This window comes from Rhizobium sp. AC44/96 (genome assembly GCF_001692185.1).
Taxonomy (GTDB): domain Bacteria; phylum Pseudomonadota; class Alphaproteobacteria; order Rhizobiales; family Rhizobiaceae; genus Rhizobium.
Genome location: NZ_LXKO01000003.1, coordinates 128,901 through 141,737, shown reverse-complemented (window position 1 = coordinate 141,737; position 12,837 = coordinate 128,901). Strand labels below are relative to the sequence as shown.

General features: G+C 58.4%; 15 protein-coding genes. 5 read left to right on the top strand and 10 right to left on the bottom strand.

Annotation, left to right across the window (positions count from 1 at the left end; translation table 11 throughout):
- Positions 1-7: 7 nt before the first annotated feature.
- The gene (locus A6U87_RS07400) at positions 8-601 is read left to right on the top strand and encodes a nitroreductase family protein (protein ID WP_065690611.1); all 594 of its coding nucleotides are present in this window, start codon (positions 8-10) and stop codon (positions 599-601) included.
- A 64-nt stretch (positions 602-665) separates the two neighbouring features.
- On the opposite strand, the gene gyrB is transcribed toward A6U87_RS07400, so the two are convergent.
- From gyrB to A6U87_RS07375, 5 genes are all read right to left on the bottom strand, one after another.
- Positions 666-3,101, bottom strand: coding sequence for a DNA topoisomerase (ATP-hydrolyzing) subunit B (gene gyrB, locus A6U87_RS07395; RefSeq protein ID WP_065690656.1), 2,436 nt, complete (start codon positions 3,099-3,101; stop codon positions 666-668).
- A gap of 133 nt (positions 3,102-3,234) precedes the next feature.
- Positions 3,235-3,612 (bottom strand): helix-turn-helix domain-containing protein, encoded by a 378-nt coding sequence (locus tag A6U87_RS07390; RefSeq protein WP_065690610.1) that lies wholly within the window; start codon positions 3,610-3,612, stop codon positions 3,235-3,237.
- Positions 3,609-4,184: a Smr/MutS family protein gene (locus A6U87_RS07385; protein WP_065690609.1), complete on the bottom strand. Its 576-nt coding sequence runs from the start codon at positions 4,182-4,184 to the stop codon at positions 3,609-3,611. The genes A6U87_RS07390 and A6U87_RS07385 overlap by 4 nt, the downstream gene beginning before the upstream one ends.
- Entirely contained in the window at positions 4,184-5,302 is a 1,119-nt protein-coding gene (locus A6U87_RS07380) for a murein transglycosylase A (RefSeq protein ID WP_065690608.1), read from the bottom strand. Before A6U87_RS07380 ends, A6U87_RS07385 begins: the two co-directional genes overlap by 1 nt.
- Positions 5,295-5,999, bottom strand: a complete 705-nt coding sequence (locus tag A6U87_RS07375; protein ID WP_065690607.1) for a Tim44/TimA family putative adaptor protein — start codon at positions 5,997-5,999, stop codon at positions 5,295-5,297. The genes A6U87_RS07380 and A6U87_RS07375 overlap by 8 nt, the downstream gene beginning before the upstream one ends.
- Before the next feature lie 127 nt (positions 6,000-6,126).
- On the opposite strand from A6U87_RS07375, the gene A6U87_RS07370 reads away from it, so the two are divergent.
- Both A6U87_RS07370 and secB read left to right on the top strand, forming a co-directional pair.
- Positions 6,127-6,627 carry an FxsA family protein gene (locus A6U87_RS07370; RefSeq protein WP_065690606.1) on the top strand — a complete coding sequence of 167 codons (501 nt, stop codon included), beginning with the start codon at positions 6,127-6,129 and terminating at the stop codon, positions 6,625-6,627.
- Between the two features lie 88 nt (positions 6,628-6,715).
- Positions 6,716-7,189 carry a protein-export chaperone SecB gene (gene secB / locus A6U87_RS07365; protein ID WP_065690605.1) on the top strand — a complete coding sequence of 158 codons (474 nt, stop codon included), beginning with the start codon at positions 6,716-6,718 and terminating at the stop codon, positions 7,187-7,189.
- A gap of 49 nt (positions 7,190-7,238) precedes the next feature.
- Here the strand turns inward: secB and dnaQ are convergent, their stop codons facing one another.
- Genes dnaQ through A6U87_RS07340 form a run of 5 tightly spaced genes read right to left on the bottom strand, consistent with a single transcriptional unit; the run spans position 7,239 to position 10,854 of the window.
- The gene (dnaQ, locus tag A6U87_RS07360) at positions 7,239-7,949 is read right to left on the bottom strand and encodes a DNA polymerase III subunit epsilon (RefSeq protein WP_065690604.1); all 711 of its coding nucleotides are present in this window, start codon (positions 7,947-7,949) and stop codon (positions 7,239-7,241) included.
- On the bottom strand, positions 7,942-8,553 hold the full coding sequence (coaE, locus tag A6U87_RS07355; protein WP_065690603.1) for a dephospho-CoA kinase: 612 nt from the start codon (positions 8,551-8,553) through the stop codon (positions 7,942-7,944). The genes dnaQ and coaE overlap by 8 nt, the downstream gene beginning before the upstream one ends.
- The gene (locus A6U87_RS07350) at positions 8,553-9,410 is read right to left on the bottom strand and encodes a shikimate dehydrogenase (protein WP_065690602.1); all 858 of its coding nucleotides are present in this window, start codon (positions 9,408-9,410) and stop codon (positions 8,553-8,555) included. The genes coaE and A6U87_RS07350 overlap by 1 nt, the downstream gene beginning before the upstream one ends.
- The gene (locus tag A6U87_RS07345) at positions 9,403-10,002 is read right to left on the bottom strand and encodes a Maf-like protein (protein ID WP_065690601.1); all 600 of its coding nucleotides are present in this window, start codon (positions 10,000-10,002) and stop codon (positions 9,403-9,405) included. The genes A6U87_RS07350 and A6U87_RS07345 overlap by 8 nt, the downstream gene beginning before the upstream one ends.
- Before the next feature lie 30 nt (positions 10,003-10,032).
- A complete protein-coding gene (locus A6U87_RS07340) occupies positions 10,033-10,854 on the bottom strand; it encodes a pyruvate, water dikinase regulatory protein (protein WP_065690600.1) in 822 nt (273 codons plus the stop codon).
- Positions 10,855-11,257: 403 nt separating this feature from the next.
- On the opposite strand from A6U87_RS07340, the gene hemE reads away from it, so the two are divergent.
- Both hemE and hemJ read left to right on the top strand, forming a co-directional pair.
- Entirely contained in the window at positions 11,258-12,292 is a 1,035-nt protein-coding gene (hemE, locus tag A6U87_RS07335; RefSeq protein WP_065690599.1) for a uroporphyrinogen decarboxylase, read from the top strand.
- A gap of 3 nt (positions 12,293-12,295) precedes the next feature.
- On the top strand, positions 12,296-12,832 hold the full coding sequence (hemJ, locus tag A6U87_RS07330; RefSeq protein WP_065690598.1) for a protoporphyrinogen oxidase HemJ: 537 nt from the start codon (positions 12,296-12,298) through the stop codon (positions 12,830-12,832).
- Positions 12,833-12,837 lie beyond the last annotated feature (5 nt).

The following is a 12,837-nucleotide window of genomic DNA, read 5'->3' as shown; positions in this document are numbered from 1 at the left end:
AAGAACCATGACAAAGAGCAACAGCCGCGAATCCTCCTATTCCATCGATCCGATATTCCTGGATCGCTGGTCACCTCGCGCATTCACCGGTGAGGTTATTGCCGAAGCAGACCTGCTGACCGTACTGGAAGCCGCGCATTGGGCGCCGTCCGCTTCCAACCAGCAGCCGTGGCGCTTCATCTATGCCCTCAAGGGCTCCGACGACTGGGACAAGTTCGTCGACTTGCTGGTCGAGGGCAACCAGGAGTGGGCGAAGAACGCTTCGGCGCTGCTTTTCGTCGTTTCCAGGGAGTTCAACGGCGAGTTTTCCGAAGGCCGCAAAAGCTATACGCATTCCTTCGACGCCGGCGCCGCTTGGGGCCATTTCGCATTGCAGGCGAAATTCTCAGGTTTTTATGCCCATGGCATGGGCGGGATAAAGCACGATCAGATCCGCGCGACATTCGCGATCCCGGAGGGCTACCGCGTGGAAGCAGCGATCGCCTTCGGCCGCTTAGCCGACAAGAGCGTGCTATCTGAACACAATCAGGAGCGAGAGTTTCCGAGCCAGCGCAAGCCGCTAGCCGATGTCGCATTCAAGGGCAAATTCGTAGCAAACTGAGCGCTGAATGCAGAAATCCCCGCGGAGCCATAAGCTCGCGGGGATTTCGATCGGGGAGTAGACCTTAGATGTCGAGGTTGGCGACGTTCAAGGCGTTGTCCTGAATGAACTCGCGGCGGGGCTCCACTTCGTCACCCATCAAGCGGGCAAAGAGGCCATCGGCATCCGTTGCATCGGCTACCTTGACCTGCAGCAGCGAGCGGACGTTCGGATCCAGCGTGGTTTCCCAGAGCTGCTCGGCGTTCATCTCACCGAGACCCTTGTATCGCTGCATCGTCAGCCCCTTGCGCCCGCTGGCAAAGACTGCCTCGAGAAGCGCCCGCGGACCGGAAATTTCCAGCGTCCCATCACGCCGTGTCAGGCTCGGAGGTGTCTGGTAGATATCCTTGAGGCGCGCCGAGAGCTGATCGATGTGCCGGGCGTCCTGCGAGCCGATCAAGGCCATATCCAAGACGACAACTTCCTTGACGCCGCGAACCATGCGTTCCAGGCGAAGACCGCCCTCGCTGGTCAGGCCGCCTTCCCAGCCGCGCTCCGTTTCCTCGGCGATAACATCAAGGCGCCGGGCCACGTCGTTCGCCAACTGCTCGGCGCGCGCACGATCGCTCACCGCTTCCGCGTTCAGGGCGCCTGCAATTGCTGCCTGCTCGACAGCGGCGCGGTTATATCGCGAATGCAGATTGTCGAGCAGCGCGCGCAGCCTGAGTGCATCGAGAATGACCTCGCGCAGGTCCTGGCCCACGCGGACTTCGCCGCCTCCAACCGTCAAGGCCGCATCTTCAAGACCCTGGCTGATCAGGTAATCCTCAAGCGCCTTCTCGTCCTTGACGTATTGCACCGACTTGCCGCGCGATACCTTATAAAGCGGCGGCTGGGCGATATAGAGATGCCCACGTTCGATCAGTTCCGGCATCTGACGGAAGAAGAACGTCAACAGCAATGTACGAATATGTGCGCCGTCCACATCAGCATCAGTCATGATGATGATCTTGTGATAACGCAGCTTGTCGGCGTTGAACTCGTCCTTGCCGATACCGGTACCCAGAGCCGTGATCAGAGTGCCAATTTCCTGGCTCGACAACATCTTGTCGAAGCGAGCGCGCTCGACGTTCAGGATCTTACCGCGGAGCGGCAGGATCGCCTGGTTCTCGCGCGAACGGCCCTGCTTGGCAGAACCACCAGCGGAATCGCCCTCGACGAGAAATACTTCCGACTTCGCCGGGTCGCGCTCGGAACAATCTGCGAGCTTGCCGGGCAGCGACGCGATATCAAGCGCACCTTTACGACGAGTGAGTTCGCGTGCCTTGCGCGCAGCCTCGCGCGCGGCGGCAGCTTCCGCGACCTTTCCGACCAGCACCTTGGCATCAGCAGGATGCTCCTCCAGCCAGGTACCGAGCGCTTCGTTGACGAGCCGCTCGACAACGGGACGAACTTCGGAAGAAACCAGCTTGTCCTTGGTCTGGGACGAGAACTTCGGATCCGGCACCTTCACGGACAGGACAGCCGTCAAGCCTTCGCGGCAATCGTCTGGAGCGAGCGTGACCTTCTCCTTCTTCGTGATACCGGAGGTATCCGCATAGGAGGTGATCTGCCGTGTCAGCGCTGCGCGGAAGCCGGCCATGTGGGTGCCGCCGTCGCGCTGCGGGATGTTGTTGGTAAAGCACAGCACGTTCTCGTGGTAGCTATCGTTCCACCACATGGCGACTTCGACGGTGATGCCATCCTTCTCACCACGGATCGCGATCGGCTTCTCGACAAGCGGCTTCTTTGCGCGGTCGAGATAGGAGACGAAGGCTTCCAAGCCGCCGTCATAGACCATCTCTTCCTGTCTTACGTCCGAGTGCCGCTTATCGGTCAAAAGAATACGGACGCCCGAATTGAGGAACGCGAGCTCGCGCAAGCGGTGCTCCAGCGTGCCATAGTCAAACTCGGTCATCGTGAAGGTTTCGGAACTGGGCATGAAGCTCACTTCCGTTCCGGTCGCACCGCCGGACTCGCCCGTGATCTTGAGCGGAGCATCGGCAACGCCGTGCGTAAAGCTCATCTCATGGATATTGCCCTGGCGCCGGATCTTGAGCTTCAACCAGACGGAAAGAGCGTTGACAACGGAAACGCCGACGCCGTGCAGACCGCCCGAAACCTTGTAGGAATTCTGGTCGAACTTCCCGCCCGCATGAAGCTGAGTCATGATGACTTCGGCAGCCGAAACGCCTTCACCGGTATGAATATCGGTCGGGATTCCTCGCCCGTTGTCGGTGACGGTGACCGATCCATCGGGATTGAGCGCTACCGTGACGATGTCAGCGTGGCCGGCGAGCGCTTCGTCGATGGCGTTGTCGACGACTTCGTAGACCATGTGGTGAAGGCCCGAGCCGTCGTCGGTGTCGCCAATATACATGCCGGGGCGCTTACGCACGGCATCAAGGCCCTTGAGAACCTTGATGGAGTCTGCGCCATATTCGGTGCTAACGCCGTTTTCCGTCGCGGGTACATCGGTCATATTGTCGAGAATTTCCCTGTTGTCAGAGCCGTAGAGAGACTTGCGAATCACCGGCCTTATTCACATCAGAATATAGGGTTTTTGATCAAACTTCCCAATGCCGATGCCCTTAAGTGCGGCATAAAACAGGGGATTATGACCGTTTTCCGTCCGCTTTTTCGCCATTCTCCAAAACGGCGGCAAGTTGCGCCAACGTCGTGGGGTCCAGATGGCGAATACGGCCCGCCAACAGGTTTGCAAACGCGGTGTATTCCGCAGACAAACCCGAGGTATCGACAACAACGCGCGGATCGGAAGACCGCGCAAGCAGGAATAATTCCTCTGCTTCATCCCAGATGATGTTGAAGTAACCGGCGATCCGCTGAAGCAGGTCGAAGGTAGGTAAGCCACGCTTGCCATGTTCCAGGGCAGAGAGGTAGGCCGGCGAGACATTGAGCGCTTCGGCCATCTGCTTTTGCGAGACGCCCTTGCGTTGACGCAGCTTGCGAACAGCATCTCCAAACGGTGTCATGTCCTGTCACCATAGCCACGCGAAAGGCGAATATAGAGAGCGCCCTCGCCGCCATGATGATGCGCCGCGGTCTCATAGGACGATATGAGATAACGGAACTCCGGCTTCGAGAACCAGAATGGGACGGCACGCTTCAGCGCCCCCTCGCTTCCGCGTGAGCTGCCCTTGCCTGTTATCACCAGAACGTGGCGCATCCCGCGCTCATGCGCCCGGATCAGGAACTCGAGCAACATGACGTGGGCTTCGCTCTGGACAAGCCCGTGAAGATCGATGCGCGCCTCGAGCGCAAGCTTGCCTTTGGCGATCTTGCGCCTTACCGGGCGTTCGAATGGGTGATGGACGCCAGAGGGTGTTTTCGAAGCGGGCGATGTCGCAAGTTCAGTTGCACCAACGGCACCAGACACACCGTTCTCAGACTTTGCTTTCTCGGCTGCCGCTTCAGTCTCCGCTTCAAGCAGAAACAGATCAAGTTCGCTCAGCTTTCCCAGCTTGTCGGGCATGGGGCGCGTGCTTCGCGCCACTTTGCCCCAGAGAATACGCTCGTCCTGGCTGAGCTTGCGATCCTTCGTCATCAGCCAAGCCTTGCCGCGGCGCCGTTCGGCACCAGAATGTGGAAGTCGGCGTTATGACGGACCGTTCCTGCCAATTCGCCGGCCTCGTCACCGGACCCGGTAAAGATGTCGCCACGCGCAGGGCCGACAATGGCCGAGCCGGTATCGAGCGCCAGCATCAGCCGCTGAAACGCCCTGCCCTGATCCAGATGCGTGAGCTTTTCGGCGCGAACAAAGAACGGAAATCCAAACGTATGGATCAGGCGATCGACGGCCAATGATCGGCCGGCGATCAGCGGCACTTTCGCCGCCGCGATTGGTCCGCCATCAGCCCCATCGAACGGCGCCTCTCGAAAGAAGATATAGGATCGATTGTGCCAGAGTATCTCATCGACGCGCTCGGGATTGAGCGCTAGCCATCGTCGGATGGACTGCATCGAGATATCCGCCGGGGCGATTTCGCCGCGCTCGATCAGGAGCTTGCCGATTGCGGAAAATCGGTGGCCAGCCTTTGCGGCATAGGTAATCCGTCCGATCCGGCCATCGCGATAGCGCAGACGGGCTGCTCCCTGGACGTGGACGAAGAAGACATCGACTTTGGATTTGGCCCAGGCGATTTCGAGAGCTCGCCCCTCCAGGGCGCCTTGGTCGATCGCGCGGCGATCGGGATAGGCGATAATCTCTCCATCCGCCAATTGGCCAAAGACATAGCTTTCATCCAGCGAGGCAGGCCGATTTCGGTCGTCCAAGTCCACGAGATCATCAGGCCGACGATAGAACGGAAAACGATACTCGTTGTCAGGTTCTGCGGCGACGGAGATCTCCGGCTCGTAGAACGCGGTGACAAACCCTGGGGTCTGATTTGCCAGCTCGATGCGGAAAGGCCGGCAATGAGCCTCGAAAAACTCACGTGCCGCTTTAGCCGATGACGGTCGAAAACCACGAGCAGCATTCAGCAACTCGAGCAGATCGCCCGAAGTCAGACCCAGAGACCCGGTTCGATAGGGCTTCACGGTCTCGATATATCGGCGACACGCTTCCATAGTTTCAAAAAGGCCGGAGGGATCATCGTCCCTCCAGCCTTCCAACTGATCGAAGCTTATCGCGTGAAGGGCAAAGCCCCGCGTTTCGTCACTCATGTTCCGATTCGGTGGCCACGAGTTTCCAATTCGGGTCCCGCGAGCGGGTATCGCGAGCAAATGTCCAGAGATCGTTGACCTCCGCCACGTTTTCCGCATCGCCGTCAAGCAGCTTGCCATCCTTGTCGTATGTCGCGGAAATCAACTGGCTGACCATGCGAACGGTAATCTGGGCTTCACTACCCTTCAGTTCGACATTGGTGATCTCGGCTTTCTCGACGCCGACGAAGGTCGACTTCACCTTTTCACCCTTCGCCTCACGCTCGCCGATCGCCGCATCGAAGCCATCGTAGACTTCGCGAGACAGAAGGGTCTTCAGCGTCTTGCGATCGCCGTCGGCGAACGCGGTCACGACCATTTCATAAGCCATCCGCGCGCCGTTCAGGAATTCCTTCGGATTGAACGACGCATCGGCCTTGTTCATCTCGCGAAGCGAATCGTTCAGAGGCGTGCCGGCGGGAGCGAATGCGTCGATCGCTGCAAACCGGTCATCATCATCCGACGTTGCATCCCGACGCGGCAACGTCACGACCTTGCCGGCGTCAGGCGTTTCGGGGCCGACGGCATCCCGCGGCGTATAAAGATCGCGCGGGGGCTTCTCATTTCCCGTACGCCGACCGAGAACACTGCGAAGCTGCAAAAAAATCAGCACCGCCGCCACGAGAAAAAACAATGTGATGAAGTCGTTTGAACCCATGTTCCGCCGCTATCGCTGTTAACATCTCTGATTTGTACTCCCATATAGTCTGCCGATACAGATGATTCAAATAGGTCCGCGAATGGGACCGATTTAAACGGAGTCCGGTGACCACCGGAATGATGACATGCGACCGACGATAATCCCTGGTTTCCTGCTGCTTCTGCCTCTTGCCGAGATCGCCGGCTTCGTGCTGGTCGGCAAAGCGATCGGCCTTTGGTTGACGCTCGCCCTCGTCATGCTGAGCTTCATCACGGGCATCGCCCTGCTCAAACGCCAGGGTATAGGCATCCTTCGGCGCATGTCAGAACAGGGACAGACCGGTGTTCTGCCGGGTCGCGAGCTGTTGCGTCCCGCAATGTTCGTGATCGCTTCATTGCTGCTGATCATTCCTGGATTCATTACCGACATCGTTGCGATCCTTATCTTCATCCCGGCGGTGCGGGATCTGGCATGGAAATATGTGAGCCACCGGTTTGTCGTTGTGGGATCAGCCAACGGCTACCAGTCGTCCGCGCGACCGACCGATCGCGACGGACGTTCGACTGTCGTCGATCTGGATGCGACGGATTTTCATCGTGAGCCTGACGGCAAGTCTCCTTGGGCCGGCAAACATATCGGCGATTGACGCACAGCTTGGACCGCAATAGGCCCGGGTTGTAACGCTAACCTCGAAATGATAATGCGGCTCATCCAAAGCTCTCGAGGAAAAGCCAATGGCCAGCGAAGACAACAACGGTGCAACAAGCCCGAGCCTTACCATCCTTGCTCAGTACACCAAGGATCTCTCTTTCGAAAACCCGGGCGCTCCCCGCTCGCTGCAGGCCCGCGACAAAGCGCCGGCGATCAACATCAATGTCAACGTCAACGCCAATCCGCTCTCGGATACCGATTTCGACGTCGTTCTTTCGCTGAACGCGGAAGCCAAGGATGGCGACAAGACGGTCTTCCACACCGAGTTGGTCTATGGCGGCGTCTTCCGGATCGCCGGTTTCCCGCAGGAACATATGCTCCCCGTTCTCTTCATCGAGTGCCCGCGGATGCTTTTCCCGTTCGCGCGCCAGATCATCGCCGACGTGACGCGCAATGGCGGCTTCCCGCCGCTGATGATCGATCCGATCGATTTCTCGCAGATGTTCGCGCAGCGCGTTGCTGAAGAGCAGGCACGTGCAAAGGTTCAGGCGAACTGATTCATTCCGTCAGGAAGATCTTGAATGCCCGGGTTCTGCCCGGGCATTTTTAGTTTGGGCGATCGTATTTTGCCCAGATGCCCTTTTGACCAAGCTTGGCGATCAGCGCGTCGTGCGCCTGCCCTTCCTGCTCGCTGATGCGGGGGGCGAGCGGCCGCGGCCGGGCAATTGGCTCGATGATGATCTCATCGGCGGCGTCCTGTTCCAGGGCCGCGTTGTTTTGCGCCACACCGAGACCCAGCGCCGTCTGACGACCACCGATCATCTCGATATAGACTTCCGCAAGCAATTCGGAGTCGAGCAACGCGCCGTGCTTTGCGCGATGTGAATTGTCGACACCGTAGCGACGGCAGAGCGCATCGAGGGAATTCGGGCCCATCGGATGCTTGCGCCGGGCGAGCGAAAGTGTGTCGATCACACTGTCGGGCAGGATCGGCGGCATTCCCAGCCGGGCAAGCTCGGCGTTGATGAACCCCATATCGAACGTCGCGTTGTGGGCGATCCATTTTGCATCCCCGAAGAAATCGAGGATCTGTTGCACGACGTCGGCGAACGGAGGCTTGTCCTTCAGGAACTCATCGGTAATCCCGTGCACGGCCAATGCATCCGGATGAACCTTCTGGCTGCCGGGGTTCACGTAGATATGGATCGTTCTACCGGTTGGAAAATGATTGAGAAGTTCGATCCCGCCAATTTCGATGATGCGGTCGACGCGGTTATCCAGGCCGGTGGTTTCCGTATCAAAAATGATCTCACGCATGCTCGAATTCCCCATTCGCCAATCGACGCTTTATATCGGACACAGTTTCAGCTACTCGCTGTCTCGCCGCCTCGATGCTGGAACTTGTATCGATCACGTAGTCCGCTCTCTTGCGCTTTTCCGCATCCGGCGTCTGGCGAGCAAGAATCGCATTGAATTTCTCTTCCGTCATGTTCGGCCGCGCAAGCACGCGCGCCCGCTGAATCTGTGGATCGCAGGTAACCACTACAATCACATCAACTCTTTTTTCCGCTCCGGTCTCGAAAAGCAGCGGTATATCGAGCAGCACCATGTCGCTGCCCTTCTCTCGCTCGCGTGCGATGAACTCTGATTCGCGCTTTCTGACGAGAGGGTGGACGATCTCTTCGAGGCGCTTGAAGCCACCCGGCGTAGCCGACAGTTGGCGTCCAAGTTCCTGGCGATCGACCACACCGTCCTTTACTGTTCCTGGAAAGGCTGCCTCCACCAACAGTGCCGCCTCCCCGGAATAGAGATCATGGACGACGGCATCGGCATCGTTCACCGGCAGGCCCAGCTCGGCGAAAAGTTTCGCCATGGTGGACTTTCCCATTCCAATCGAGCCGGTCAATCCAATCCGCAGCATCAGTGTCTTTCCATATCCGCGATGATCAGCGACCGAAGTTCCTCGGTCACGATCGGCCGCTGGCCGAACCACTTCTCGAAACCTGGAACAGCCTGGTGCAACAGCATGCCCAAGCCATCGACAATGGCGAAGCCTTGCTCTTCTGCCTGCTTGAGGAAAGGTGTCTTGAGCGGCACGTAAACGATATCTGTCACCACCGCGCCGGACAGCAATGGAGAGAAATCAATCTGCGGTGCGCTTTCACCGTCCATGCCGAGAGATGTCGTGTTGATGAACAGGCCGGCGCCTTTCATGACCTCGCCGAGGGCGGCGATCGGGTGAGCATAGACCTTCGGCCCAAAGCGATCGGCGAGTTCGGCCGCGCGGTCAACCGTGCGGTTGACGACATGGATCTCTGAAAAGCCCCTGTCTCTCACAGCCTGGATGACAGCGCGGCTTGCCCCGCCGGCGCCCAGGATGACGGCCGACGTCGCCTTGTCCCAGCCGGGGCGGCGCTCGTCGAGGTTGGCTGTAAATCCTCGGCCGTCCGTGTTGGTCGCTTTGAGACGGCCATCTTCGATCCAAAGAGTATTCGAGGCCCCGAGCTCTTCCGAAAGCTCATCGGGCTCATCGGCCAGCTTGAACGCCATTTCCTTGTGCGGGATTGTGACGTTACCGCCGGCAAAGCCAGACTCGCCATTTTTCAGAGCGCGCATAAAGGCGGGAAAATCTTCCGGCTTTACCTCGTGAGCCTGATAGCTGCCCTGAAGGCCAAGCGTTTTCAGCCAATGGCCATGGATCAGCGGCGACCGGGAATGTTTGGCGGGGTAGCCGGTGACAAACGCTCTCGGACCCAATGTTTCACGTGAATCATCCATCGATCGCACCCAGTTCACGCAGCTTCTCCAACAGGGGCATCATGGGAAGGCCCAATATCGTGAAATAGTCGCCTTCTATCTTCGTGAACAACTGCAGTCCCTCCCCCTCAAGCTGATAGGCCCCGACGCTTGCAAGCGCCCTGTCTCCGACGCGACAGAGATAACGTTGTATGAAGTCATCGCTGAACATGCGCATCGTCAATTCGGCGTGTGAGATGTGCTCCCATATGATATCGCCACCCAGGGCAAGTGCGATCGCGCTATTCAGCCGGTGCGTTGCTCCGCGCAGCGCCTTCAAGTGATCGGCCGCATCGTTCATGTTCCTGGGCTTGTGAAACGTCCGCTTTCCGAGCGACATCGTCTGATCCGACCCGAGGACCAATGCATCAGGGAAGCGACCGCTCACTTCTCGCGCTTTGGCTTTTGCAAGAACAAGGGCGACTGCATCAGGCGGCGCGCCGTCAGCCTCGAGCGGCGCTTCGACAGCGCGCTCATCGATTTCGGCCGGATGAACATCAAACGACACGCCGGCATTTTGCATGAGCATTCGCCGGAACGGACTGGAGGATGCAAGGATGAGTCTAACTGTCATAAAACCTCCGCGGCGATAGACGTTCAGCGCTTAACGCAGCTTTGGCCGAAGAGCAACGATCGCAGCCGCGGTCTCTTCGATCGAGCGTCGCGTCACGTCGATCAACGGCCAGTTATGTCGCGCGCACAGTGATCGCGCATATTTGAGTTCCTCGGATATGGCCGCGCGATCCGTGTAGTCGCCACGATCGAAGCCCGACGTAGTTCCGAGAACGCGATTTTCACGGACCTGCGAAATGCGGTCCGTGGTCGCGATCAGACAGACGATCAGCGGCTTGGTCGCCGAGAACAAGCTCTCAGGAAGAGGCACGCCGTAGACGATCGGAATGTTGGCCGTCTTAATGCCGCGGTTGGCGAGATAGATGCTGGTCGGCGTTTTCGACGTACGGCTGATGCCTATAATGACGACGTCGGCGTCATTATAGTCATCGGGCATCTGGCCGTCATCATGATCCATGGTGAAGTTAAGCGCTTCGATGCGCGCAAAATATCCCGCGTTCATGACATGCTGCGCGCCGACCCGGCGGCGCGAAGGCGCGCCGAGATAGATCTGGAATGCGTTGAGGACTGGTTCCAGCACATTGACGGAAGCCACACCCATTTCCGCGCATCGCTCATCAATCAGCGCAGCGAGCTCCCGATCGACGATAGTGTAGAGGACGATGCCCGGCTCACCGTCGATTGTCTGCAATACGGCCAGGAGCTGCTTTCGATTTCGGATCAGCGGATAGACATGTTCGACCGGCTGGGCGGACTTGAATTGCGCGGAAGCAGCGCGACCGGCGGAGATCAGAGTCTCTCCCGTTGAGTCAGAAATCAGGTGCAGATGGAAGAAGTTCGGCCGGTTCTCCACGATATTTTCCGATGCCTGTTGAAAAGACTGGATAAGGGAGAGCTACGAGACCGGCCCGGGTCAAGGCAAGGGAAAACATGCCTAGTTTTCCACATTTCGGATTCTTGTGACGTGGCCCCGGCGGCACTTGTGGGTTTTGTGGAAAGTTTGCACACGGCACACAGATATGCAGCAGTTGTCCACAACCAGGTGCGTATTGCGGTAGCCTTCATCGCATTGAAATCTAAGACCGTTTCAGTGTTATCCCCAAAGTCGCGACAGAGCTTTCTTTCTTCGTGCGCGCAACTTCGGCGTGGCGCGACAAATCGTATCGTCCGTGGATGGATTTTAATCCTTGATAGTCACCGACTCTAAGAAATAGAAACCTCTTTAAATATCTTTAGATTTTATAGGGAAGAAGCGCTTGAGCGGAACGCGGCGGAAAATCTTACGAGTGCTTGAGGGTGAAACACTGAGCCCTCCCCCGATCTGGCTGATGCGGCAAGCAGGACGGTACCTCCCCGAATACAGGCAAGTGCGCGCAAAAGCCGGGAGCTTTCTCGATCTCTGTTATTCGCCGGAGCACGCAGTCGAAGTGACGCTTCAGCCGATACGGCGATACGGATTCGATGCAGCAATCCTTTTCTCCGATATTCTGGTGATCCCTGATGCCATGAGACGGAATGTTCGCTTCACCGAAGGACACGGACCGGAGATGGATCCGATTGATGTTGGCGGTATCGAGCGGCTGGATTTGGCACCTGTGATGGAGCACCTTGCGCCCGTCATGGAGACGGTTCGGCGGCTGCGGCTCAAACTTCCTGACGAGACGACGTTGCTGGGCTTCTGTGGGGCGCCCTGGACGGTCGCGACCTATATGATCGCCGGGCACGGAACGCCGGATCAGGCGCCGGCGCGATTGTTTGCCTACAAGCACCCGAAAGCCTTCGAGCATCTTCTGGCGGTGCTGGCGGATATTTCTGCGGACTACTTGGTTGCGCAGATCGACGCTGGTGCAGACGCTGTGCAGATTTTCGATTCCTGGGCGGGTGTGCTGGGCGAGCGGGAATTTGCTGCCTACGCAGTCGCACCGGTTGCGCGGATGATCGCGTCGGTCAAGGCACGGCGACCGAAGGCACGCGTGATCGCCTTCGCGAAGGGCGCTGGCTATCTCCTGAACGATTACCGGCAGAAGACTGGGGCGGACGCGATCGGGCTCGACTGGTCGGTGCCGCTGGATTTCGCGGTCGAGCTGCAGAAGGATGGACCCGTGCAGGGTAACCTAGATCCAATGCGGGTCGTTGCCGGCGGGGCGGCTTTGTCGGAGGGTATCGACGACATTCTGCAGCGGCTCGGCAGCGGCCCGCTGATCTTCAATCTTGGCCACGGTATTACGCCTCAGGCGGATCCTGAAAACGTTCGCCTGCTCGTCGAGCGCGTTCGCGGCGGAGGACGCTGACAGATGGCGCGCCAGATCGATGAGCGGCCGGGCGCCTATGCCCGACGTCGCGCCTATTTCGCGATCGTTTTCTTCGTCTTAATCGCGGTCGGTCTATTCGCTTGGAATCCTGATGACCTCTACCTCTGGATCAAGGCGTTGCATGTGATTGCGGTGATCTCGTGGATGGCCGGGCTCTTCTACATGCCGCGCCTGTTCATCTACCATACCGATGCAGAGCCAGGCTCCATTCAGTCGGAGACGTTCAAGGTCATGGAGCGGAGATTGCTCAAGGTGATCATGAACCCAGCAATGATGTTGACCTGGATCTTCGGCCTATACCTTGCCTGGTCCGTTTATGGTTTTCAGGGTGGCTGGCTGCATGCCAAGCTTGGCTTGGTTGTGCTGTTGACTGGCGTGCATGTCTTCTTCAGCCGCGCAGCCAAGGCTTTTGAGCGTGACGAAAATCGACGTTCGGCGCGCTATTGGCGTTTCATGAACGAGGCGCCGACGCTGCTGATGATCGCGATCGTCATTCTCGTCGTGGTCAAGCCGTTCTGATCGGT